This window comes from Arthrobacter sp. SW1 (assembly GCF_001766675.1).
Lineage (GTDB): Bacteria > Actinomycetota > Actinomycetes > Actinomycetales > Micrococcaceae > Arthrobacter.
In genome coordinates, this window is sequence record NZ_MJLT01000001.1 from 643,237 (window position 1) to 666,031 (window position 22,795).

21 protein-coding genes are annotated in these 22,795 nt (G+C 64.8%); 12 read left to right on the plus strand and 9 right to left on the minus strand.

Annotation, left to right across the window (positions count from 1 at the left end):
• Positions 1 to 18 precede the first annotated feature (18 nt).
• From treY to glmS, 5 genes are all read right to left on the minus strand, one after another.
• Positions 19 to 2,355: a malto-oligosyltrehalose synthase gene (gene treY / locus BIU82_RS03030; RefSeq protein ID WP_070347927.1), complete on the minus strand. Its 2,337-nt coding sequence runs from the start codon at positions 2,353 to 2,355 to the stop codon at positions 19 to 21.
• 2 nt (positions 2,356 to 2,357) lie between these two features.
• Positions 2,358 to 4,559 carry a glycogen debranching protein GlgX gene (gene glgX / locus BIU82_RS03035; RefSeq protein WP_070347928.1) on the minus strand — a complete coding sequence of 734 codons (2,202 nt, stop codon included), beginning with the start codon at positions 4,557 to 4,559 and terminating at the stop codon, positions 2,358 to 2,360.
• A 106-nt stretch (positions 4,560 to 4,665) separates the two neighbouring features.
• A complete protein-coding gene (locus BIU82_RS03040) occupies positions 4,666 to 6,231 on the minus strand; it encodes an NAD(P)H-hydrate epimerase (protein ID WP_171906474.1) in 1,566 nt (521 codons plus the stop codon).
• A gap of 12 nt (positions 6,232 to 6,243) precedes the next feature.
• Positions 6,244 to 6,591 carry a holo-ACP synthase gene (locus BIU82_RS03045; protein WP_070347929.1) on the minus strand — a complete coding sequence of 116 codons (348 nt, stop codon included), beginning with the start codon at positions 6,589 to 6,591 and terminating at the stop codon, positions 6,244 to 6,246.
• A gap of 4 nt (positions 6,592 to 6,595) precedes the next feature.
• A complete protein-coding gene (gene glmS, locus BIU82_RS03050; protein ID WP_070347930.1) occupies positions 6,596 to 8,488 on the minus strand; it encodes a glutamine--fructose-6-phosphate transaminase (isomerizing) in 1,893 nt (630 codons plus the stop codon).
• A 68-nt stretch (positions 8,489 to 8,556) separates the two neighbouring features.
• Between glmS and coaA the strand changes: the two genes are divergently transcribed.
• The 3 genes from coaA to mscL all read left to right on the plus strand — a co-directional run bounded on the left by coaA (position 8,557) and on the right by mscL (position 10,898).
• Entirely contained in the window at positions 8,557 to 9,522 is a 966-nt protein-coding gene (gene coaA / locus BIU82_RS03055) for a type I pantothenate kinase (RefSeq protein WP_074466397.1), read from the plus strand.
• A gap of 5 nt (positions 9,523 to 9,527) precedes the next feature.
• Entirely contained in the window at positions 9,528 to 10,400 is an 873-nt protein-coding gene (locus tag BIU82_RS03060) for a M15 family metallopeptidase (protein ID WP_070347931.1), read from the plus strand.
• Positions 10,401 to 10,520: 120 nt separating this feature from the next.
• Positions 10,521 to 10,898 carry a large conductance mechanosensitive channel protein MscL gene (mscL, locus tag BIU82_RS03065; protein WP_070347932.1) on the plus strand — a complete coding sequence of 126 codons (378 nt, stop codon included), beginning with the start codon at positions 10,521 to 10,523 and terminating at the stop codon, positions 10,896 to 10,898.
• A gap of 75 nt (positions 10,899 to 10,973) precedes the next feature.
• Here mscL and glmM read toward each other — a convergent pair whose 3' ends face one another.
• The 3 genes from glmM to rplM all read right to left on the minus strand — a co-directional run bounded on the left by glmM (position 10,974) and on the right by rplM (position 13,470).
• Positions 10,974 to 12,338: a phosphoglucosamine mutase gene (gene glmM, locus BIU82_RS03070; RefSeq protein WP_070347933.1), complete on the minus strand. Its 1,365-nt coding sequence runs from the start codon at positions 12,336 to 12,338 to the stop codon at positions 10,974 to 10,976.
• A 147-nt stretch (positions 12,339 to 12,485) separates the two neighbouring features.
• Positions 12,486 to 12,989, minus strand: a complete 504-nt coding sequence (rpsI, locus tag BIU82_RS03075; protein WP_070347934.1) for a 30S ribosomal protein S9 — start codon at positions 12,987 to 12,989, stop codon at positions 12,486 to 12,488.
• A gap of 37 nt (positions 12,990 to 13,026) precedes the next feature.
• The gene (gene rplM, locus BIU82_RS03080) at positions 13,027 to 13,470 is read right to left on the minus strand and encodes a 50S ribosomal protein L13 (RefSeq protein ID WP_070347935.1); all 444 of its coding nucleotides are present in this window, start codon (positions 13,468 to 13,470) and stop codon (positions 13,027 to 13,029) included.
• A gap of 279 nt (positions 13,471 to 13,749) precedes the next feature.
• Between rplM and BIU82_RS03085 the strand changes: the two genes are divergently transcribed.
• The 9 genes from BIU82_RS03085 to BIU82_RS03125 all read left to right on the plus strand — a co-directional run bounded on the left by BIU82_RS03085 (position 13,750) and on the right by BIU82_RS03125 (position 21,672).
• Positions 13,750 to 14,391: a prepilin peptidase gene (locus BIU82_RS03085; RefSeq protein WP_139146467.1), complete on the plus strand. Its 642-nt coding sequence runs from the start codon at positions 13,750 to 13,752 to the stop codon at positions 14,389 to 14,391.
• A 237-nt stretch (positions 14,392 to 14,628) separates the two neighbouring features.
• Positions 14,629 to 14,841 carry a Flp family type IVb pilin gene (locus BIU82_RS03090; protein WP_070347937.1) on the plus strand — a complete coding sequence of 71 codons (213 nt, stop codon included), beginning with the start codon at positions 14,629 to 14,631 and terminating at the stop codon, positions 14,839 to 14,841.
• An 88-nt stretch (positions 14,842 to 14,929) separates the two neighbouring features.
• A complete protein-coding gene (locus BIU82_RS03095) occupies positions 14,930 to 15,349 on the plus strand; it encodes a TadE family protein (protein ID WP_070347938.1) in 420 nt (139 codons plus the stop codon).
• Positions 15,337 to 16,377: a pilus assembly protein TadG-related protein gene (locus BIU82_RS03100; protein WP_070347939.1), complete on the plus strand. Its 1,041-nt coding sequence runs from the start codon at positions 15,337 to 15,339 to the stop codon at positions 16,375 to 16,377. The genes BIU82_RS03095 and BIU82_RS03100 overlap by 13 nt, the downstream gene beginning before the upstream one ends.
• Before the next feature lie 39 nt (positions 16,378 to 16,416).
• Positions 16,417 to 17,178 carry an RcpC/CpaB family pilus assembly protein gene (locus BIU82_RS03105; RefSeq protein ID WP_070347940.1) on the plus strand — a complete coding sequence of 254 codons (762 nt, stop codon included), beginning with the start codon at positions 16,417 to 16,419 and terminating at the stop codon, positions 17,176 to 17,178.
• Positions 17,175 to 18,380 (plus strand): AAA family ATPase, encoded by a 1,206-nt coding sequence (locus tag BIU82_RS03110; RefSeq protein ID WP_070347941.1) that lies wholly within the window; start codon positions 17,175 to 17,177, stop codon positions 18,378 to 18,380. Before BIU82_RS03105 ends, BIU82_RS03110 begins: the two co-directional genes overlap by 4 nt.
• Entirely contained in the window at positions 18,377 to 19,852 is a 1,476-nt protein-coding gene (locus BIU82_RS03115; protein WP_070347942.1) for a CpaF family protein, read from the plus strand. Before BIU82_RS03110 ends, BIU82_RS03115 begins: the two co-directional genes overlap by 4 nt.
• A complete protein-coding gene (locus BIU82_RS03120) occupies positions 19,849 to 20,787 on the plus strand; it encodes a type II secretion system F family protein (RefSeq protein ID WP_070347943.1) in 939 nt (312 codons plus the stop codon). Before BIU82_RS03115 ends, BIU82_RS03120 begins: the two co-directional genes overlap by 4 nt.
• Positions 20,788 to 20,796: 9 nt before the next feature.
• On the plus strand, positions 20,797 to 21,672 hold the full coding sequence (locus tag BIU82_RS03125) for a type II secretion system F family protein (protein WP_070347944.1): 876 nt from the start codon (positions 20,797 to 20,799) through the stop codon (positions 21,670 to 21,672).
• Positions 21,673 to 21,892: 220 nt separating this feature from the next.
• On the opposite strand, the gene BIU82_RS03130 is transcribed toward BIU82_RS03125, so the two are convergent.
• Complete coding sequence (locus BIU82_RS03130; protein ID WP_070347945.1) at positions 21,893 to 22,783, minus strand: tRNA pseudouridine synthase A; 891 nt, start codon at positions 22,781 to 22,783, stop codon at positions 21,893 to 21,895.
• Between the last annotated feature and the right edge of the window lie 12 nt (positions 22,784 to 22,795).

The window sequence follows — 22,795 nt, forward strand, 5'->3', positions numbered from 1 at the left end:
GCGATGGATGGGTGGATGTCAGCCGGCGGGTACCAGCAAGGCGACGGGATAGCGGGACAGCAGCTGCCCGACGTCGGCCGGGCCGGCCGGGTAGGCCGCCCCGGTGAGTTCGTCTGTGCAGTCCGCCGGCAGTTCCACCATGGTGTCCCGCCAGCCGCCGTCGCGTTCCAGCCGTTTCGGCAGGCGGGTGGCGAGCGTGACGGCGCCGCCGTCGCCTCCGCGGTCGAAGGCAATGAGGTGGCCCTCCCCTGCGCCCGACACGGACAACGGCCGGTAGCCGCCGAACAATCCGGGCCGGTCCCGGCGCAGCCGCAGAGCGCGGGAGACCACCAGCAGTTTGGCGCTTTCGTCAGTGAACGACGCCGGCCGCCCGCCGCCGTCGAGCGCCTCCAGTGCCGCGGCGCGCGCCCGGAAGTCCACCGGCCGCCGGTTGTCCGGATCGGTCAGGGAACCGTCCCGGAACTCGGTGCCCTGGTAGACATCCGGCACGCCCGGCATGGTCAGCTGCACCAGCTTGGCCGAAAGTGAATTGGACCATCCATAGGGCTCCAGTCCGGCGACGAAGTCTGCCAGGGCAACTGCCGCTTCCGGTACGTCGAACACGGAGTCGACGGCGGCCGTCACTTGGGCTTCGAAGGCTTCGTCCTGTTCGGTCCAGCTGGTGGAATTGCCGGCCTCGCGGGCGGCTTTGAGCGCAAAGCCGCGGAGGCGTTCGCGTTCTGCCGGCCAGGCCCCGGCGATGCCCTGCCACAGCAGGGCAGCGAAGGGGCCGTCCGGGATGGGCGCGAGTTCCTGCATTCGCCCAAGGAACGCTTCCCAACCGGGGACGTCCTCTGTAATGACGGAGATACGGGCCCGGGTGTCTTCGCTGCGCTTGGTGTCGTGCGTGGTCAGGGTGGTCATGGAGAGCGGAAGCGCGGACTGGCGCCGGGCCATACGGTGATGGAATTCGGCGGGCGGAACGGCGAACTCCGTGGGATCGGAGCCCACCTCGGTGAGGGTGCCAAGCCGGGTGTACCGGAAGAACGCGGTGTCCTCCACCCCCTTGGCCATCACCATGCCGGAGGTCTGCTGGAAGCGGCGGCCCAGTTCCTTCTCCGGATCAAGCAGCAAGGGCAGCAGCCGCCGGAGGACGCCTTCGAGCTCCGGCCGCGAGCGCGCCGCGCTCTCCACCGCTTCCTCAAGGACCCTGCGGCCGTGCGGCAGGTACGTGCGGTACACGGGGAAGGCGGCGATGATTTCGGACAAGGCATCCGCCACCGCGTCCCGAGGCGTCCCGCCTTCGCCCGGGACCAGCTCGCCCGGGACCACTTCCTCCGGGAGCAGCCGGGCGAGGCGGAGGATTTCCGAATGCAGGATGCCGTCAGTGACCCGGCGCTTGGTCCCGTGGATCATGGCCTGGTAATCGGCCGGCTCTCCGCGCAGCCGGGCGTCCAAGGCGTCGAGCCCGGCTTCGCCATCGGGGTCGGTGAACAGCCGGTCCACGTCGGCGAGCGCGTCGTATCCGGTGGTGCCCTCGCAGGTGAAGGATTCCGGCAGTGACTCCCCCGGTTCCAGGATCTTTTCCACGAGCACATAGGCACCGCCCGTGGCTTCCTTAAGCCGGGCCAGGTATCCGGCCGGATCGGCCAGGCCGTCCGGATGGTCGATCCGCAGCCCATCCGCCAGCCCTTCCCGGAACCAGCGCAGGATTTCGGCATGGGACTCCTCGAAGACCCAGGGCACCTCGACCCGGACACCTGCCAGGGTGTTGACGGCGAAGAAGCGCCGGTAGTTCAGTTCGGAGTCGGCCCTGCGCCAGTCCACCAGTTCGTAGTGCTGGCGGTCGTGAACCTCCCGCGGGCTGTCGCCGGGCGAGTGGCTGCCCTCGGCGAGCGGAAAGCGGTGCCCGTAGTAGTGCAGTTCGCCGTCGACGAGCTCCAACGCATCCAGGTCGTCGGCGCTGCCGAGGACCGGGATCCGGATCCTGCCGCCCGCCGCGTCCCAGTCGACGTCGAACGCTTCCGCGTACCGTGAAGACCGCCCCTCCTTCAGCAGCGACCACCACCACGCGTTCTGCGGCGGCGAGGCCACACCCATGTGGTTGGGAACAATATCCAGCAGCAGGCCCAGGCCGTCCTTCCGGGCCGCGTCCGAGAGCGCCGCCAGCCCCTCGGCGCCGCCGCGGGCAGGATCAACGGAGGAAGGATCCGTGACGTCGTAGCCGTGCTGGGATCCCTCCTCCGCCGTGAGGATCGGGGAAACATACACCCAGTCCACGCCGAGCGATTTGAGATAGCCGGTGAGCTCCGCGGCGTCCCCGAGGGTGAACCCGGGGCGGATCTGGAGCCGGTACGTGGAGGTGGGTGTCTTCATGCCTACCCTTTCGTGGCGTTGTCCGGTTTCCGTGCGGAGTCGTCCGGCTGGGAAAGCGCCGCCAGGGAGGCAGCCACGGAATGGTCCGGCTCCTTTTCAGGCATGCTGTGCGCGCGGAGGACCACCAGGGCTTTCGCGCCCACCGGGAGGATGGAGTCGGCCTCCACGGGCGTGTCCGCGCTGCCGCCGGCAGTATCGATGATCACGTCCCATTTGGGCGCGTACTCGTCCGTGGGGACTTTAAAGCCCACGGGTTCGTCGTGTGCGTTGAAGTACAGCAGGAAGTTGACATCCGTGATGCGCCGGCCCTGGTTGTCCCGGCCGCGGATGCCGTCGCCGTTGAGGAAGACTCCCACGGATCTGCCGAAGCCGCTGTCCCAGTCCGACGGCGTCATGGTGCTGCCGTCCACATCGAGCCACACGATGTCCGGAAGCCGTTCGCCCTCGCCCCGCAGCACCGGCCGGCCGTCGAAGAAGCGGCTGCGCCGGAACGTGGGGTGCTTGGCGCGCAGGGCGCTCACCGCGGCCGTGAATTCCACGAGGGGCTGGTCCACGTTGTCCCAGTTGATCCACGTCAGTTCCGAATCCTGGCAGTACCCGTTGTTGTTGCCGCGCTGCGTGCGCCCCAGCTCATCGCCGTGCAGGATCATGGGCACGCCCTGGGACAACAGCATGGAGGCAATGAAATTGCGTTGCTGGCGGGCCCGGAGCGCAAGGACTTCAGGGTCATCCGTCGGCCCCTCCACACCGCAGTTCCAGGAGCGGTTGTGGGATTCGCCGTCTTTGTTGCCTTCGCCGTTGGCTTCATTGTGTTTCTCGTTGTAGGAGACCAGATCCGCCAGGGTGAAGCCGTCGTGGGCGGTGACGAAGTTGATCGACGCCACGGGCCGGCGGCCGGAATGCTCGTACAGATCGGCCGAACCGGTCAGCCGCGAGGCGAACTCGCCCAGGGTGGATGGCTCTCCCCGCCAGAAATCGCGCACCGTATCGCGGTACTTGCCGTTCCATTCCGTCCACAGCGGCGGGAAGTTGCCCACTTGGTAGCCGCCGGGTCCCACGTCCCAGGGCTCGGCGATCAGCTTCACCTGGGACACCACCGGGTCCTGCTGGATGAGGTCGAAGAAGGAGGAGAGCTTGTCCACGTCGTAGAACTCGCGGGCCAGGGTGGAAGCGAGGTCGAAGCGGAAGCCGTCAACGTGCATCTCGGTGACCCAGTACCGGAGCGAGTCCATCAGCAGCTGCAGGGAATGCGGGCTGCGCACGTTCAAGGAATTGCCGGTGCCGGTGTAGTCCATGTAGTGCTTGAGGTCGCCTTCCACCAGGCGGTAGTAGGCGGAGTTGTCGATGCCCTTGAAGGACAGCGTGGGGCCCAGGTGGTTGCCCTCTGCGGTGTGGTTGTAGACCACGTCCAGGATCACCTCGATGCCGGCATCGTGCAGCGAACGCACCATGGCTTTGAATTCCTGGACCTGCTGCCCCGTGTCGCCCTTGGAGCTGTAGCTGTTGTGCGGGGCGAAGAAGCCGATGGTGTTGTAGCCCCAGTAATTGCTCAGCCCGCGGTCCTGGAGGATGCCGTCATTGGTGAACTGGTGGACGGGCATGAGTTCGATCGCAGTGACGCCAAGCTTCTGCAGGTGCGCGATCACGGCGGGATGCGCGACCCCGGCATAGGTGCCGCGCTGCTCTTCGGGAACCTCCGGGTGCAGCTGGGTCAGGCCCTTGACGTGGGCCTCGTAAATGACGGTCTTGTGGTACGGAATGCGCAGCAACTGGTCCCCGGCCCAGTCGAAGAACGGGTTGATCACCACGCCCAGCATCATGTGCGGAGCGGAATCGGCATCGTTCCGGGAATCGGGATCGCCCATGTTGTAGGAGAACAGCGCAGGGTCCCAGTCGATCTGGCGGTGGATTGCCTTGGCGTAAGGATCCAGCAGGAGCTTGTTGGGGTTGAAGCGGTGGCCTGCAGAGGGGTCGTACGGTCCGTGGACCCGGTAGCCGTACCTTTGGCCGGGCTGGACCTGCGGCAGGTAGCAATGCCACACATAGCCATCCACTTCGCGCAGTTCCACGCGCTCTTCCGCGCCGGTTTCATCGATCAGGCACAGTTCCACTTTCTCCGCGTTTTCGCTGAAGAGCGCGAAGTTGGTGCCACTGCCGTCAAAGCTTGCTCCCAGCGGGTAAGCAGATCCAGGCCAGACTTCCATGTGTTCTCCTCTGCGTGACGGAAAGCTGCCCCGGCCGTGCTTTCCGGCATGGCCGAAGCGATGTGCCAAAGTAACACGGCCACGTTACGCGGCGGTGTGCAAGCGGTTACACAGGGGTGGTGCCCTTCCCAAGTTTCCGGATCACCGCGGGGATCCCACCCAGCACAGAACGGGCCGTAACGGGCCCGCCAACAGAACCACCCGCACGGCCGTGGACGCTCGCCCCAACGGCGGCCACGGCTGCCCATCTGTCCTCCGGGGCGATCCCGAGCGCCGCGAACGGCCCGCCGTCGTCGAGCGCTGTTTCCGCATACTGCGCGGCAAGCGCGCCAAGCAGCCCGGCGAGCACGTCACCGCTGCCGGCGGTCGCCAGCCAGGGGGTGCCCTCCGACTGGCTGAACACCGTGCCCGACGGCGAGGCCACCAGTGTGGTGGCCCCCTTCAGCAACACCGTGGCCCCGCTGTCCGCGGCGGCCAGGCGGGCAAAGTGCAGCGGGCGGGACTCGACCTCGTCCCTGGAAACAGAGGTTCCGCGCGCCGAGAGGAAGGCGGCTAACTCCCCCGCATGCGGGGTGAGGATCCACTTGTCGGGGCAGCGTTCCGGGAGCAGGCTGAGCGCTCCGGCGTCGACGACGGCGGGCTGGCCGGCTGCCTGGGCCGCCGCCAGGACCTCGCGGGCGCGGCGGTGCTGCCCGTCGCCGTCGTCCCCGTCCGCGCTCGGAGCCGGGATTCCCGAGCCCAGCAGCCAGGCCTGAACCCGCCCCGGTTCGCCGCTTTCCACGATGGCTTCCGGAACCCGCGCCAGCACCTGCCGGGCCACGGCATCCGGGCCGAGGTAGCGGACCATGCCGGCACCCGAGACGGAAGCGCTCCCGACCGTGAGCATCGCGGCCCCGGGATAGCGCTCCGAACCGGCCACCACGCCCAGCACTCCCCTGCTGTACTTGTGGTCCCGCCGGCCGGGCGCCGGAAGCAATGCCGCAAGGTCTGCGGCATCGAGGCGGCGGAGCGAAGCCATGGGCAGGCGGTCCTCGATTCCGATTTCCGCCAGCACAGGCCGCCCTGCGTATCCTTCGCCCGGGTCGGCCAGGAGCCCCGCCTTGATGCCGCCGAAGCTGACGGTCACGTCCCCGGGGAGGACCGGCCAATGGACCTCGCCGGTATCGGCGTCCACGCCGCTCGGGATATCGCAGGCCACCACCAGAGCCGGCTTCAGGTCCTGGAGCAGGGAAACGAGCTCGGCTGCAGGACCGCGGAGGCCACCGCGCGCGCCTGTGCCCAGGATGGCATCGATCAGCACGTCGTCCGCGGCCGCAAGGACTGCCAGGTCCTCGACGTTCTCCGCAGTAAGGCGGTGTTCGCGTCCGCCGGCCGCGAGGAAGGCGGCCAACGCTTCGGGATGGGCGGAGTCCGCGGTGAGGACCGCCGTCGTACGCATTCCACGGGCGGCGAGCTTTGCCGCCGCGAACAGGCCGTCGCCGCCGTTGTTGCCCTTGCCGGCCAGCACGGTGACGGAGGCGCCGTACAGGCGCCTGCCGCGCTGCTTCAATTCGCGTACGACGGCGGCCGCCAAACCGTGGGCGGCCCGCTGCATGAGAACAGCGCCCTCACCGGAGTCCAGGAGCGGTTGTTCCGCTGCCCTGACTTCCTTTCCGGTGAAGGCGCTGATCATTGCTTGAAGTTGTCAGCCTTCGGCGACGACCATGGCGGTGGCGATTCCGCCGTCGTGGCTCATGGACAGGTGCCAGCGCTTGACGCCCTTGGCATCGGCCACGGCCAGCACGGTGCCCTGGACCTTGATGGTGGGGCCGTTCTGGTCCAGGCCGATCCAGCAGTCCTGCCAGTTCATGCCTGCCGGGGCACCCAGGACCTTGGCCACCGCTTCCTTGGCCGCAAAGCGCGCGGCCAGGGAGCGAACGTGGAGTTCCCGTTCCGCGGGCACGAACAAGCGGTCCCGCAGGCCCGGTGTGCGTTCCAGCTGCCGTCCGAACCGTTCGATGTCTACGACGTCAACGCCGATGCCAACAATCATGCGGTTATTCTACGGTGACGCTCTTGGCCAGGTTGCGCGGCTGGTCCACGTCGTAGCCCTTGGCTCCGGCGAGTTCCGCGGCGAAGATCTGCAGCGGGACCGTGGTCAGCAGCGGCATGAGCAGCACCGGGGTCTCCGGGACGTAGAAGACGTGCTCGGCGTAATCCTTGACCGATTCGTCGCCTTCCTCGGCAATCACCAGGGTGCGGGCACCGCGGGCGCGGACTTCCTGGATGTTGCTGACGACCTTCGAGTGCAGGGAGTCGCGGCCGCGCGGGGACGGGACGACGACGAACACGGGCTGGCCGTCGTCGATCAGGGCGATCGGGCCGTGCTTGAGCTCGCCGGCGGCGAAGCCTTCAGCGTGGATGTAGGCGATTTCCTTGAGCTTGAGCGCACCTTCGAGGGCCACCGGGAAGCCGACATGGCGGCCCAGGAACAGCACGGACTTTTCGTCCTTCATGCTGCGGGCCAGCTCGCGCAGCGGACCGGCTGCGTCCAGGATCTTCTGGATCTTCGCCGGGATCTTGCCAAGGTCCGCGAGGACGTCCTTGACCTGGCCGGTGAAGATGTTGCCGCGCAGCTGTGCCAGGTACAGGCCCAGCAGGTAGGCGGCCGTGATCTGCGCCAGGAAGGCCTTGGTGGAAGCCACGGCGATTTCCGGTCCGGCGTGGGTGTACAGCACGGCGTCGGATTCACGCGGGATGGTGGAGCCGTTGGTGTTGCAGATGGAGACGGTCTTGGCGCCCTGTTCGCGGGCGTAGCGGACGGCCATCAGGGTGTCCATGGTTTCGCCGGACTGGCTGATGGACACCACCAGGGTGTTTTCGTCCACGATCGGATCGCGGTAACGGAACTCGTGGGCGAGTTCCACCTCGGTGGGGATGCGGCACCAGTTCTCGATGGCGTACTTGGCCACCAGGCCGGCGTAGGACGCCGTGCCGCAGGCCAGGACGATGATCTTGTTGACCTTCTTCAGCAGCTCAGGATCGATGCGGAGTTCGTCGAGGGTGAGCTTGCCGTTGGCGTCGGAGCGGCCCAGGAGGGTCTGCGCGACGGCGTCCGGCTGGTCGTGGATTTCCTTCTCCATGAAGGAGGAGAAGCCGCCCTTTTCGGCCGATGCCGGGTCCCAGTCCACGTGGTATTCGCGGCCTTCTGCGGGGGCGCCGAAGAAGTCGGTGATCTCCACGGTGTCCGCGGTGATGGTGACGATCTGGTCCTGGCCGAGTTCTACGGCGCGGCGCGTGTAGTCGATGAAGCCGGAGACGTCGGAGCCGAGGAAGTTTTCGCCCTCGCCGAGGCCGACAACCAGCGGGGAGTTGCGGCGGGCTGCGACGACGACGCCGGGCTGGTCCGCGTGGACGGCGAGCAGGGTGAAGGCACCTTCGAGGCGCTGGCAGGCAAGCTGCATGGCCTCGGTCAGGGAGCCCTTGGTAGCGTCGCCGCCAAGCTGGTTGCGGAAGATGTCGCCCAACAGGGCGGCGGCAACCTCGGTGTCGGTTTCGGAGCTGAATTCAACGCCCTTGGCCAGGAGCTCCTGCTTCAGCTCGGCAAAGTTTTCGATGATGCCGTTGTGGATCACGGCCAGGCGGCCGGCGTCTGCCAGGTGCGGGTGCGCGTTTCCGTCCGTGGGCCCACCGTGGGTGGCCCAGCGGGTGTGGCCGATGCCGGTCAGGGAGTCAGGCAGGGGCTTGGCCTCGAGCTCACCCAGGAGGTTGCCGAGCTTGCCGGACTTCTTACGGGAGGAAATGGCGCCGTCGGCGACAACCGCCACGCCTGCGGAGTCATAGCCGCGGTACTCCAGGCGGCGCAGACCTTCAAGGACAACGTCCAAAGCTCCGTGCCCTGCACCGGCCGGACGGGACGAATTGCCAACATAACCAACGATTCCACACATGGGCACAAGCCTAGCGGTTCTCCGCCCCTTATTTCGCGTTGAGGTCAGGGAGGGGCAGAATCTCTTAGGTGACTTTGCAACGCAACGAGGCGAACGGCGATACCTCTTCACCGTTCGTGGAGCTTGACAGGCAGACGTGGTCCCGGCTGGCAGCGCAGATGGAGCAGCCCCTCAATGAGGAGGACATCATCCGGCTGCGGGGCCTGGGCGACCCCCTGGACATGAACGAAATCCGCGAGGTCTACCTTCCCCTCTCCCGGCTCCTGCACCTTTACGTCGAGGCCTCGCACCAGCTGCACGCTGCCACCACCACCTTCCTCGGCGAACAGACGCAGCGCACGCCGTTCGTGATCGGCGTGGCCGGCTCGGTCGCCGTCGGGAAATCCACCATCGCCCGCGTGCTGCGCGAGATGCTGCGCCGCTGGCCCGGCACCCCGAATGTGGAACTGATCACCACGGACGGTTTCCTCTACCCCCTGGCGGAACTGAAGCGGCGGCACCTGCTGGAGCGCAAGGGCTTTCCGGAGTCCTACGACCGCCGGGCGCTGCTCCGCTTCGTCAGCGAAATCAAAGGCGGGGCGGAAGAGGTCCGGGCCCCCTGGTACTCGCATGTCACCTACGACATCGTGCCGGACAAGGAAGTGGTGGTCCGCCGCCCGGACGTGCTCATCGTCGAAGGCCTGAACGTGCTGGCCCCGGCCCGCCCCCGGCACGACGGCCGGCAGGGACTGGCGCTGAGCGACTTCTTCGATTTCTCCATCTATGTGGACGCCAAGACCTCGTATATCGAGGAATGGTACGTGGACCGTTTCCGGAAACTGCGGGGTACCGCGTTCGCCCAGCCGGAATCCTATTTCCACCGCTACGCCACCCTCTCCGATGCCGAGGCGGAGGCAACGGCCCGCGGCATCTGGAAGCGCATCAACGAGCCCAACCTCGAGGAAAACGTGCTGCCCACGCGCGGCCGTGCCCAGCTGGTCCTCACCAAGGACGCCGACCACACCATCCGCCGGATGCTCCTCCGAAAGGTCTAGCACGCATGTGCGAAAACAGCGCGCCGGACCGCAGGACGTTCACGGCATTCCTCGCCGCGAGCTTGGGAATGGCCGCCCTCTCGGCCTGCACGCCGCAGGAGCCGGAACGCGCGGCTTCCACTTCCGGCAGCCCCTCTGCCAGTGCCGGAACGTCCGGACGCCCGACGGCGGCAGGCACCCCGAGCCCGACGTCCGCCGGTCAGCCGGCTCCTTCCCCGGTGAAAGGCAACCCGCCCGCCACAGGCGCGTTGCCGCCGTCGGCGTCCCTCCCGAAACAGCACTCACTGAGCGATCCACGCAGCCCCTGGGTGGTGGTCAACAAGCACCGGCCGCTCACGCCGCTGCAGTTCGTCCCGCCGGACCTGGTCCAGCCCGCCGTGCAACTGGCCACCAGCGGCGAATCCGCCCTGCTTAACAGCACGACGGCGGCCGCGGCCGAAAAGCTCTTCGGCGCCGCTGCCTCCGCCGGAGTCACCGTCACGCTGGCCTCCGGGTACCGCTCCTTCGACAGCCAGGCTGCCACGTACAACGGCTATGTCAGCAGCCGCGGCCAGGCGTCGGCGGATACCGCCTCCGCGCGTCCCGGTTTTTCCGAGCACCAGACTGGGTGGGCTTTCGACATCGGCGACGGCGGCGGAGCCTGCAGCTTCCAGCCGTGCTTCGCCGAACAGCCGGCCGCCGTCTGGGTGAAGGCCAATGCCCACAAGTACGGCTTCGTGGTGCGGTATCCCTGGATGCTGCACGAAACCACGGGCTACTACTACGAGCCCTGGCACCTGCGCTACATCGGCACCGAAGCTGCCGCAGACATGGCCAGGCGCGGCATCACCACGCTCGAAGAGTACTTCGGAACGGGCGCCGCACCCTCATACCGCTGACACAGCGGCTTCTCCAGTCATGCGCAGGTATTTTTGACAATGTTGTCTTAGCCGCGACACGAAGCGAAAAATTCCCTTGGAGCTAACAGCGAATTTACTAATCTGCGCTATTTTGGAGCCATGTTGAGCGGATTCAAGAAATTTCTCCTGCAGGGCAACGTCATCGACCTCGCCGTGGCCGTCGTCATCGGCACCGCGTTCACCGCTGTGGTTGACGCGATCGTCAAGGGTCTGCTGACCCCGCTGATTGCCCGCCTTTTCAATGCCAAGAACCTTGCCGGCATGACCTGGGAGGGCTTCGCCTACGGCAGCGTCATCGCCGCCATCATCAACTTCGTGCTGGTCGCTGCCGCCATCTACTTCCTGGTGGTTGTCCCGATGAACCACATGATCGAGCGCCGCAACGCCAAGCACGGCATCAAGCAGGAAGAAGAGACCGTCGATCCGCAGATCGCGCTCCTCACCGAAATCCGCGACAGCCTGTCGGCACGCAAGTAAACCTGACCACAAACGGCTGCGGCCCGCCTCCTGGGGAGGCGGGCCGCAGCCGTTTAAAGCTGTTTCGGAACGTTCCTAGACGGCAAGTTCGCGCGGAATTCCGAGACGGTCTTCCACGACGCCGGCAAGGGCCGTGCAGATCCGGGTGGCTGTTTCCATGTCACCGGCTTCGACCATGACACGGACCAGTGCCTCGGTGCCGGACGGGCGCAGCAGCACGCGGCCGGAATCGCCGAGTTCCAGCTCCGCGGCGGCGACCGCGGCGGCGACGCCTTCGTCAGTGGCAGCGCGGGACTTGTCCACGCCCTTTACGTTGATCATCAGCTGCGGCAGCTTGGTCATGGCGCCGGCGAGCTCCTTCAGTGAGCGCCCGGTGCGTGCCACCTGCGCTGCGATCTGCAGGCCGGTCAGGACGCCGTCGCCGGTGGTGGCGTACTCCGAGAAGATCACGTGGCCGGACTGCTCGCCGCCCAGGCTGTACCCGCCCGCACGCATTTCCTCCAGCACGTACCGGTCCCCCACCGCGGTTTCACGGATGGTGATTCCGGCCTTGCGGAGGGCGATCTTGAGGCCGAGGTTGCTCATGACGGTTGCTACGAGGACGTCGTCCTTGAGGTGTCCGGCGTCCTTGAGCGCCAAGGCGAGGATGGCCATGATCTGGTCACCGTCCACCTCGTTGCCCTCGTGGTCCACGGCCAGGCAGCGGTCGGCGTCGCCGTCGTGGGCAATGCCGAGGTCCGCGCCGTGCTTGACCACGGCTTCCTTGAGCGGGCCGAGGTGGGTGGAGCCGACGCCGTCGTTGATGTTCAGGCCGTCCGGCTCGGCGCCGATGACGATCACGTTGGCGCCGGCGTCCTTGAAGACCTGCGGGGAGCAGCCGCTCGCGGCGCCGTGCGCACAGTCCAGCACCACGGTGAGCCCGTCGAGGCGGTGCGGCAGGGTGCCGAGCAGGTGGACGATGTAGCGGTCTTCGGCGTCGGAGAAGCGCTGGATGCGCCCTACCTCGCCGCCGAGCGGGCGGGAGGGCTCCTTGCCGAGCTGCGCTTCGATGGCATCCTCGACGTCGTCCGGCAGCTTCTGTCCGCCGCGCGCGAAGAACTTGATCCCGTTATCCGGCGCCGGGTTGTGGGATGCGGAAATCATGACGCCGAAATCGGCGTCGAGGTCCGCCACCAGGTAGGCGGCCGCCGGAGTGGGCAGCACACCGGCGTCGAACACATCGACTCCGGAGCTGGCCAGGCCAGCTTCCACGGACGCTGCCAGGAACTCGCCGCTCGCCCGCGGATCACGGGCGACGACGGCGCGCGGCCGCTTTCCGTCAGGGGTACGGTCATGGCCAAGTACGACGGCGGCGGCCTGGGCGAGCTGCAACGCCAGCTCAGCTGTGAGGGCTCCGTTCGCGAGACCGCGCACGCCATCTGTTCCAAATAATCTAGACATCGTGCTCCAGTCTAATCGAAGGGCATGGCTCCCACGGTTCCCGACCCACTGCGGGGTCCATCCGGAGGGTGCCTGGAAACGGCGGAAGCCCGCCCCGCCAGATGGCGGAACGGGCTTCCGGTTGGACGCAAGGCGTCCGAAAGCGATTTAGCGCTTCGAGTACTGCGGGGCGCGACGTGCCTTCTTGAGACCGGCCTTCTTACGCTCGATGACGCGGGCGTCACGAGTCAGGAAGCCGGCCTTCTTGAGGGTCGGGCGGTTGTTCTCGACGTCGATCTCGTTCAGCGAACGGGCAACACCGAGGCGCAGGGCGCCGGCCTGGCCGGAGGGGCCACCACCGTGGATACGGGCGATGACGTCGTAGGCGCCTTCAAGTTCGAGGATCTTGAAGGGTTCGTTGACTTCCTGCTGGTGCAGCTTGTTCGGGAAGTAGTTGGCCAGCTCGCGGCCGTTGATGGTCCACTTGCCGGAGCCCGGCACAACGCGGACGCGTGCAACGGCTTCCTTGCGACGGCCAACAGCTGCACCGGAAACGGTCAGTGCGGGGCGCTCCTTCTTCGGCGCAGCGTCAGCCGGTGCGCTTTCAGAGGTGTAGCTGGTCAGTTCCTCGGCCTCGACGGCTTCGTTGGTCAGTTCTTCGTTCTGAGCCACGATTCTCCTTGTGTAAAAAGTTGTTTGGTGGCCAGGACTACTGGGCGACCTGGGTGATTTCGAAAGTCTTCGGCTGCTGGGCAGCGTGCGGGTGCTCAGCGCCACGGTAGACCTTGAGCTTGCTCAGCTGCTGAGCGGCGAGGGAGTTCTTCGGGAGCATGCCCTTGACGGCCTTTTCCACGGCGCGAACCGGGTTGGACTCGAGCAGTTCCGCGTAGTTGACGGAGGTCAGGCCGCCCGGGTAGCCGGAGTGGCGGTAAGCGCGCTTCTGCTCCAGCTTGGCACCGGTCAGGGCAACCTTCTCGGCGTTGATGATGATGACGAAGTCGCCCATGTCCATGTGGGATGCATAGGTCGGCTTGTGCTTTCCGCGCAGCAGTGTTGCGGTCTGGCTGGCAAGACGACCAAGGACAACATCGGTGGCGTCAATGACGTGCCACTGGCGGTTGATATCGCCGGGCTTCGGGGTGTACGTACGCACGGTTTTGCCTCGTTCTTGTTCTGGCGTTCATGTTTAAGGCCACACGCACAGGCGCGGACCTACTCTGTATGCGCTACCGGAGCAGAGGTGAGGGCTCTATGTACCAGTCATCCCAAGGTCTCGAAATGCCTCCCCGGGTATGTGATCCTGCAACTGGATCCCCAAGCGGGCATGTGTCATCGAGAAAGGACACGCACAACGACTATCAAGAATAGCGCCAAGTGAGTTGCAGGGTCAAAATGGGGATACTGTCCGCCGCCGCTGGAGGAGGTGCCCGTGATGACTGAGCTGTTGCTGCTTGCCGTCGCGGGGCTTGCCGGGGGCGTTTCGAGCCTGCTCGCGGACCTCGCGATCCACCGATGGCTGCCGCGGCTCGGCGCCATCCCGCCGCTTGGGATCAGATTCACGACGGCGGCTGCCGCGCTGGCGCTCTCCGCGCTGTTTGCGTGGCGTTTCGGTTCCTCCCCTGAATTGCCGGCTTTCCTTTTCCTGGCGGTTTTGGCGGCACAGCTTTCCCGGATCGACATTTCACTGCACCTGCTTCCCAATCCGCTCGTTGTACTCCTGCTGGGGGCGGGCTTGGTGCTTCTGGTGCTGTCATCTGCACCCGGCCAAGACTGGGGCGCGCTGCTCCGCGCAGGCGCCGGCGGCGTCACACTGTTCGCCGCGTACCTGGTTCTTGGATTAATTTCTCCCCGCGGCATCGGCATGGGTGACGTCAAGCTGGCCGCACCCCTCGGCGTGTACTTGGGCTACTTGGGTTGGAAACATGTGCTCTACGGGGGGCTGCTGGGGTTCGTGGTGGGCGGCTTGTCCACGGTGCTGTTGTTACTGCTGAGGCGCGGAAATACGCCAAAAGAGACGCCTCACGGTCCTCCGATGTTTGCCGCCGCCATCGGCACGATGCTGCTCCTGGCCTGACTGCCGGCGAGGCTTGACGGACTACTTGTTTCGGCTACCAAGTAGTGCCCGGAACAAAAACTGAGTACACCCGCAAAAACAATCTGTGCGCCCCGATAAAAAGTCGAGTACAGCCGTCTCTTGCCACCCTCCATGCCCCGGGTGAATTCTTGAGCCATCGAAATCCGAACCGCTAAGCGAATTATGGGGGCGGCTTGGAATTCGTCGACAAATTCACTTATCTGGGAAGGAATTCCAATGCAATCTCTCATGGTCTCAGTGGTCTCATTCATCGCCGGCGTCAAGGATCGGCTTACCTCCGAAAAGGGCGCGGTCGCGACAGAATACGGCCTCCTCATTGCCCTTGTAGCATTCGCGATCATTGCCGGAGCCATCGTCTTTGGCGACGCCCTCGGAGACTGGTTCGCTGCGCTGGGCGCGACCGTCGGCGGCTGGGCCACCACCCCGTAGCGAGCAACCAACGCCAGAATGCGCCGCTGCCAGCCCGGCGGCGGCGCATTCTTCGTTTCGGAACGAATTCGCACCTGGGGAGGGTCCGTTGAAACGCAACTATCGTAGGCGGCCGCCGGCGCGGGATGACCAAGGCGCCGTTGCAGTCGAGTTCGCCATCATTACCCCGTTCCTGCTGCTCTTGGTTGCGGGCATCATCGAATTTTCCTACGCCATGGGCGTGCAAATCTCGGTGACGCAGGCAGCCCGGGAAGCAGCCAGAACCTATGCCGTCACTGACGACTGGGGGAAAGCGACAGCTGCAGGCACCGCCGGAGCGCCAAGCCTCAGCGGTGCGATTTCCTTCAGCAAGGACATCGACTGCGAAGAGGACAGCACCGTCAATGTCACCGCGCAATACACCGCGAATTCTCTGACGGGATTTGCGTTGAATTTCTCAGGAAACTTCATTTCCTTCGCGGGAACCTTTACTTCGACCGGAGTAGGGGCCATGCGATGCGGCGGATAAAAGGAAATTCCCGCGAAAATACTACCGCGAATTCCAAGGAAAAGGGCGCGGCCGGCGTCACAGTGGCTTTACTGCTCCTGGTCCTGATCGGAGCAGGGGCCATGGCGGTGGATGTCGGCCAGATCTACGTAGAACGTGCCGAGCTGCAAAACGGCGCCGATGCCAGTGCCCTCGCGGCGGCACAAATATGCGCGGAAGACGACGGCTGCAGCCAGTCTGAGGCCGAAGCGGCGGCCGGGTTCCTGGCCAACGGCAACGCCCGCGATGACGCCAGCACGGTGACGTCCGTGGACCTCAGCGTTGCCGACCAAGTGACGGTCACGACGTCGACCCTGGACGGCACCAGCGGTGCTGGCTTCCTGCGAAAGATGTTCGCCAGTGCCTTGGATGCCCCGCCAGTCACTGTGGGGGCGTCGGCCACCGCTGCGCTCACCTATCCCGGAAGCGGTGGGGCCTTTCCCCTTGCTTTCTCGGACAAGTGCTGGGATCTCAGCGCCACCGAAGCCTCAGGTGAACTCCAGAAGATCTCGTGGAAGCCAGGCACCACCTGCACCAACCCGTCAGGGCACGTCATTCCTGGCGGATGGGGCTGGCTTGAAGACCCGGATGCCGACTGCTACGCGGTCACCGCTACAGGCAACGTGGTGGGGTCAGACCCCGGCAGCGATAAGCCCGAACAATGCGCAGACATCCTTCAGGGCTGGATCAACACCCTTAACGCCGGGGACAAGGTCGAAGTCACTTTCCCCGTCTTCGACGCAAGCACCGGAACCGGCAGTGGAGCCGTTTACCACATCATCGGCTACGCCACTTTCAACGTCGTGGGCTGGAAGTTCGGCCAAAACGGCGTCTACGAGTACCACAACACGGCAGATGCTCTCGGCAATTCAAACCTGGCCTGCTCGGCAGGGAACGCACGCTGCATCATTGGCCAGTTCGTCAAATACGTGACGCTCGAAAACGCCGAAGGCGGTGGGGCCGGCTCTGGGCAGAACCTCGGCACCGTCGTCATCAAGCTCATCAAGTAGCGGCGGCTGGGACCGCCGCAGATCGGCAAGGAGTTACAAGTGAAAACACGCCTGCTGGGAGGCATCGCTGCGCTTGTCATAGCTGTCATCGGGACAGTGATGCTCATCGTTTACGTCCAAGGAGCCGACAAGCGCGCCTTGGCCAACACCGAGACCGAAGAGGTCTACATCGTCCAAAAGGAGATTCCCTCCGGCACATCCGCTGCAAGCTTTGGCGACAAGGTAACCAGGAAGGCCGTCCCGAGATCCGCCATTGCAGCAGACAGCGTCCGGAGCCTCAGCGATCTTGAAGGCAAGGTCTCATCAATCAGCTTCATGCCGGGTGAGCAGGTTCTATCCTCGCGGATGGTCGAACCCGGTGCTGTCGTAGGCCGGGGTCGCGTGGAAGTCCCCACAGGTCTCCAGGAAGTCACGGTGAAGCTTGATATTGAACGTGTCGTCGGCGGTACCATCCGCTCAGGCGACACTGTCGGAGTGCTGCTGTCCTTCAAGCCAAAAGATTCCACCAAGGCTCCGGACATGACTCAATTGACCCTTCATAAGGTGCTCGTCACTGCGGTCCAGGATGCGAACGGTGCCATCTCGGAAGCGAGCGGGACCCAGAAGACCGGTAGCGGGACCGGAACCATCAAGAGCACGTCTTCGCAGACTGCCTACTTGGTCACCTTGGCCCGTTCTTCAGTAGATGTCGAAAAGATCGTTTTCGCCGCAGAGTTCGGCAAGATCTACCTCACCAAGGAGCCTGACGACGCTGTCCAAGGCAACTCCGGAATCATGACGCTCGACAAGGTAGTCCGATGAGCCGCTTCATTCTGATCACCCCGGACACCGACTTCGAACGCCGGGTGCGCGCGGCAACCGCAGGAATGAGCGGCAGCCTGCAATGGTTCCAGGCGGACTATCTTCCCGAAAGCCCGCAGGACGTCCTCAGCCAACTCCTGGGCGAGCCTCCTGAAGTGCTGATCCTTGGCCCCGGCCTGGACGTCGACGACTCCCTCAAACACGCTTCTTTGCTGGACCTCCAGTTCCCGGAAATCAGCGTGGTCCTCGCCGCGGAGCAAAGCGCCGAACTGGTTCTGGCAGCCATGCGTGCGGGTGTGCGTGACATCCTCTCCCCGGTAGCTGAAACAGACACGATCCGCGTGATGGTGGAGCGGGCAAGCCTTGCGGCGGCAGGCCGGCGTCGAGGGCTGGCTCCCAGCGCGGCAGAAGCGCCTGGTCAGGCATCGGGCGGACGGATCATCGCTGTGATGTCGCCGAAGGGCGGGGTCGGCAAGACCACGGTTGCCACCAACCTGGCCGTCGGGCTTGGAACATTGGCCCCGATGGGCGTGGTGATCGTCGACCTTGACCTGCAGTTCGGCGACGTAGCCAGCGGGCTCCTGCTGGACCCCGAACGGACCATCACGGATGCCGTCCTCGGACCGGCGAGCCAGGACTCCATGGTGCTGAAGACCTACTTGAGCGTCCATCCCGCCAGCCTCTACGCGCTGTGCGCTCCGAGGAACCCTGTCGAAATGGACCGGATCAAGGCAGACCATGTCACCCGGCTCCTGGAACAACTGCGCCACGAATTCCAGTACGTGGTGATCGATACGGCCCCGGGTCTGGGCGAGCACGTCCTGGCGGCATTGGAACAAGCCACCGACGCCGTATGGGTATGCGGCATGGATATCCCCAGCATCCGTGGCCTGAAGACAGGTCTGGAAGTCCTCGACGAGCTGCGGCTGCTGCCACAACACCGCCACGTGGTGCTGAACATGGCCGACCCGAAGAGCGGCCTGAAGCTGGCCGACGTCGAAGCTACGCTCGGCGTGCCGGTGGACGTTGCCATTCCTCGTTCACGGACCTTGCCGTTCTCCACGAACAAGGGTGTGCCGCTGTTGCAGGACGGCCGGCGCGATGCCGCCACCAAAGGCCTGCGTTCCCTGGTGGAACGCTTCAAGCCGAACTGGGATGAACGACTGCACAAGCAACTGCACAGAAGGGCGGTGGTCCGGTGAACCTCTCACGCAGGCTCGGAAGCCTCTATGGCGAGCAGCCATCCGGCGGCGCGGCAGCCAGCCTGGAAAGCAGCGAAAGCGATGCCGCAGCCGCTACGCTTAGCCGCTTTCAGGAAGCCCGGGCAGCAGAGAACGCACAAGCTGCCACAGCGCGCGACGGCGATCCGCAATCGACCGTGCTGGCCAGCGAAGCCTTGGGCAGCCTCAAGGAACGGGCCAGCGCCGCGTTGTATGAACGGCTGGGCTCGCGGCTGACGGATTCCTCCTTGGACGAGGAGGAACTCCACAAATACGTGCGGGACGAGCTCCGGCTCATCGTCGATGCCGAGCAGGTTCCCCTGACCAGCGGTGAACGCCACCGGCTGAGTTCTGAGATCATTGACGACGTCTTGGGGCACGGACCGATCCAGCGATTCCTGGACGATCCGGAAATCACCGAGGTGATGGTCAACCGCCACGACAGCATCTTCGTGGAGCGGTTCGGCAAGATCTTCAAGACCGAGGCCAGGTTCGCTTCCGACGAAGCCCTGCGGAAAGTCATTGAACGAATCGTCTCCCGGGTGGGGCGCCGCATCGACGAATCCTCGCCCCTGGTGGATGCCCGGCTTGCCGACGGTTCCCGCGTCAACGCCATCATTCCGCCGTTGGCGGTCAATGGTCCCTCCCTTACCATCCGAAAGTTCGGCCGCGAGGCGCTGACGGTTGCCAAGCTGATCGAACTCGGCAGCATGTCACCCGAGATGGCCGAACTGCTTCGGGCCTGTGTTCTGGCCCGATTGAACATCATCGTCTCGGGAGGCACAGGCACCGGCAAGACCACGTTGTTGAATGCATTGTCCTCGTTCATTCCTGCCGATGACCGGATCGTCACCATCGAGGATGCAGTCGAGCTCCAACTCCAACAGGAACACGTTGTCCGTTTGGAAAGCCGTCCGGCGAACATTGAAGGTCGCGGCGAGGTGACCATCCGTGACCTCGTGCGTAATTCGCTCCGCATGCGCCCGGACCGGATCGTCGTCGGAGAGGTCCGCGGTGGCGAGTCGCTGGACATGCTGCAGGCGATGAACACCGGCCATGACGGTTCCATTTCCACCGTCCACGCAAACTCCCCGCGGGACGCCATTGCCCGCTTGGAGACGCTGGTCCTCATGGCTGGGATGGATCTGCCACTACGTGCAATCCGTGAACAGATCGCTTCCGCAGTAAACCTCATCGTCCACATCACCCGCTTGCGCGATGGCAGCCGCCGGATTACCCACGTGACGGAAGTCCAAGGGATGGAAGGCGACATTGTCACTCTCCAGGACGCATTCCTCTTCGACTACTCGGCCGGCATGGATGCCAATGGGCGCTTCTTAGGCAGGACCGTGCCGACAGGCGTTAGGCCACGCTTCACAGATCGCTTCGCGGAACTCGGAATCCCGATCTCGACGGCCGTCTTCGGATCCTTGATCCCAGGAGCCCGGCGATGAATCCCTACTTCCTGCCTGTTGGCTTGGCGGCGGTTTATCTTGCCCTGCTGCTTGTGGTGTTCCTTGTCCTCAAGCCCGGCAGGGCCCTCGATATCCAGCGCAGGCAGCCGGGATTCCAAGGGCGGCCATCTGCACTGTCGACCATCGCCGGCTCCGCACGGGGTGCCATTGAGTCGGGTTTGAAGGGCAGCTCGGGCGGACTGGTGTCCCAATCCCGTCTCGATGCTGCCGGGCTGAAGAAGCAGCCATCAGACTATCTTCTGATTGCCGGTGTGACAGTTCTCCTCGCCGGGGTCATTGGTTTCCTTTTGGGTGGGCTCCTATTCGCGCTGCTGACATCCAGCGTGGCATCTGTTGGGCTCGTGTTTACCTTGCGAATACTGACATCCCGGAGACAACGGCGTTTTGATGAACAGGTGCCAGACACGTTACGGATGCTCACGGGCGGCATGCGAGCCGGCCATAGCCTCCTGCGGGCAGTCGATGCTGCCGCGAAGGAATGTGAGGCGCCGATGTCCGAGGAACTGGCCAGGGTGGTCAATGAAACACGGATTGGTCGGGATCTCGGGGAATCCATGTTCGAGGTAGCTACGCGGACCTCCAATGAGGACTTCAGCTGGATCACACAAGCGATCGAGATCCACCGGGAGGTCGGAGGCGATCTCGCCGAAGTCCTCGACCACGTAAGCGAGACAATCCGGGACCGGAATCAAATCCGCCGGCAGGTGAGGGCTTTGAGTTCAGAGGGACGGATCTCGGCACTGGTACTCCTCGCGCTTCCGGTTCTGATGTTTGTAGTCGTTTGCCTGATCAATCCGCTCTACGCCACAACCTTCACCTCGACGTTTCCAGGATTCCTGATGATCGCCGTCGCTGTGATCATGATGGCCTTGGGTGCTTTGTGGCTGAACCGGCTCGTGAAGCCGAAGTACTAGGAGCCTGCTATGCAAATTTTCATGTATTCCGCGATCTTGGCGATTGTAGCTCCTGTCTCTTGGATGGTTTGGCTCGCATTCAGCGGTGACCGCTCCGCACGGCGAAACATCAAGAAGAACCTCGGCCAAGGGACCAAGGCTGTAGTGAAGCCCGCGGACGCAGCACAATGGTTAGCCGGGGTCTCCCGCCAGATCGTTCCTCAGGGCTATGTCGCGTGGCTCGATAAACAACTAGCCGGAGCTGGGAGGCCTAAAGACTGGCCGCTAGGCCGAGTCCTCGCGATCAAACCATTATTGGCGTTGGTATTCGCCGTGCTCGGAATGATGCTTTTCCTAGGCGACCGTTCCGGTGGGCGGGCAATCCTGGCTCTGGCCATCACGACACTGGCCTATTTCGTTCCAGACCTTCTGATTCGTTCCACTGCTCAAAAGCGCCGCGAAGCTGTACGGCTTGCGCTGCCAAACGCCTTGGACCAGATGCTTATCTCTGTGCAAGCGGGACTTGGTTTCGAAGCCGCCATGGCCCGGGCCGCGCAGAACGGCAAAGGCCCTCTCGCTGATGAGTTCATCCGTACTCTCCAGGACATCCAAGTGGGCAGGAGCCGCAAGGAAGCCTATCTGGACATGGCCAGCCGGGTCGACGTGGCGGACGTGAGGAGCTTCGTCCGATCAGTTGTTCAAGCAGATACCTATGGAATTGCAATCGCGAAAGTCCTGAAGGCTCAGGCCCAGGAAATGCGGATCAAGCGCCGGCAACGGGCGGAAGAAAACGCAATGAAGTTGCCGGTGAAGATCCTTTTCCCGCTGCTCTTCTGTATTTTCCCCGCACTGTTCGTCATCATCCTTGGCCCGGCGGTACTCTCCATCGCCCGGATGTTCCAGTGACGCCCCCAGCGGAACAGCCAAAACCAGCCTGATTCTGGGCAGGCACCTGGAGTACCTCGACGCCACGTCCGGCAGCATCTGGATGCCGGACGGAGGTACCCGACCCGGCGCCATCCGCGGAGGCGCCGTCCCCGACCACCCGGTACCCAGAGCCGAGGTGGTCACCCGGCCCCCTTCCGGTACCCAGAGCCGGAAGGGGGTCACTCACGTTGCCGAAAAACTACTCCCGCTTCGCCCTCGTCAGTTCAGCCCGGGCCAGCAGTTCCGAGTCCGCGGGGTAGGCAACCTCTTCCAGCACCAGTGGATGCGGGGCCGCCAGCACCGACTTGGCATCGCGCACGCCGGCAAGCATGCGGTCGTGCATCCACTGCGGCGTCTCCAAGCCCTCCCCTACCCGCAAGGCGCCGCCCACCAGGGAGCGGACCATATTGTGGCAGAAGGCGTCGGCCTGCACCGTGGCGACAATGACCCCGTCTTCGCCCCGGGCGAAGGAGAAACGCTGCAGCTCCCGGATGGTGGTGGCACCTTCGCGTGGCCGGCAATAGGCGCGGAAGTCCTGGAGGCCCAGGAGCAAGGAAGCACCCTGGTTCATCAGTTCAACGTCAAGGCCGGCCTTGTGCCACAGGGTCAGGCCGCGCAGCAGGGGATCCCAGCGTTCGGGGCCGTCGGCAATCCGGTAACTGTAGCGGCGCCACAGCGCTGAAAAGCGGGCGTCGAATCCCGACGGCGCCAGTGCGGCGTCGTGGATTTCAATGGCTCCGTGCTCCCCCGCCAGCACCCGGCTGAGCGCGCCGCGCAGCTTCCTCTGCAGGGCGGCGGCCGGTTCGTACAGTCCCCCGCGGGACAGGCGGAACCATTCCTCGGGTGACAGGTCGATGTGGACCACCTGCCCGCGAGCGTGGACGCCGGCGTCGGTGCGTCCGGCCACGGTCACGCGGACCGGGCGGCGGATCACCAATTCGAGGGCCTCCTCCAGGCAGCCCTGCACAGTGCGGAGCGCGGGCTGCACGGCCCAGCCGCTGAACGGCCCGCCATCGTAGGAAAGATCCATCCGGACACGCAAAAACCCGCCACCCCCGGAAACGGGGGCAGCGGGTTCTTGTTCGTTCATAGAAACAAGTCT

Coding starts and splice junctions, on each gene's coding strand:
- glgX (WP_070347928.1), bottom strand. CDS start 4,559: ATGGAAGTCTGGCCTGGATCTGCTTACCCGCTGGGAGCAAGCTTTGAC.
- BIU82_RS03120 (WP_070347943.1), top strand. CDS start 19,849: ATGAATCCCTACTTCCTGCCTGTTGGCTTGGCGGCGGTTTATCTTGCC.
- BIU82_RS03100 (WP_070347939.1), top strand. CDS start 15,337: ATGCGGCGGATAAAAGGAAATTCCCGCGAAAATACTACCGCGAATTCC.
- BIU82_RS03045 (WP_070347929.1), bottom strand. CDS start 6,591: ATGATTGTTGGCATCGGCGTTGACGTCGTAGACATCGAACGGTTCGGA.
- BIU82_RS03110 (WP_070347941.1), top strand. CDS start 17,175: ATGAGCCGCTTCATTCTGATCACCCCGGACACCGACTTCGAACGCCGG.
- BIU82_RS03130 (WP_070347945.1), bottom strand. CDS start 22,783: ATGAACGAACAAGAACCCGCTGCCCCCGTTTCCGGGGGTGGCGGGTTT.
- BIU82_RS03085 (WP_139146467.1), top strand. CDS start 13,750: ATGACTGAGCTGTTGCTGCTTGCCGTCGCGGGGCTTGCCGGGGGCGTT.
- BIU82_RS03090 (WP_070347937.1), top strand. CDS start 14,629: ATGCAATCTCTCATGGTCTCAGTGGTCTCATTCATCGCCGGCGTCAAG.
- glmM (WP_070347933.1), bottom strand. CDS start 12,338: ATGTCTAGATTATTTGGAACAGATGGCGTGCGCGGTCTCGCGAACGGA.
- treY (WP_070347927.1), bottom strand. CDS start 2,355: ATGAAGACACCCACCTCCACGTACCGGCTCCAGATCCGCCCCGGGTTC.
- glmS (WP_070347930.1), bottom strand. CDS start 8,488: ATGTGTGGAATCGTTGGTTATGTTGGCAATTCGTCCCGTCCGGCCGGT.
- BIU82_RS03060 (WP_070347931.1), top strand. CDS start 9,528: ATGTGCGAAAACAGCGCGCCGGACCGCAGGACGTTCACGGCATTCCTC.
- mscL (WP_070347932.1), top strand. CDS start 10,521: ATGTTGAGCGGATTCAAGAAATTTCTCCTGCAGGGCAACGTCATCGAC.
- BIU82_RS03125 (WP_070347944.1), top strand. CDS start 20,797: ATGCAAATTTTCATGTATTCCGCGATCTTGGCGATTGTAGCTCCTGTC.
- BIU82_RS03040 (WP_171906474.1), bottom strand. CDS start 6,231: ATGATCAGCGCCTTCACCGGAAAGGAAGTCAGGGCAGCGGAACAACCG.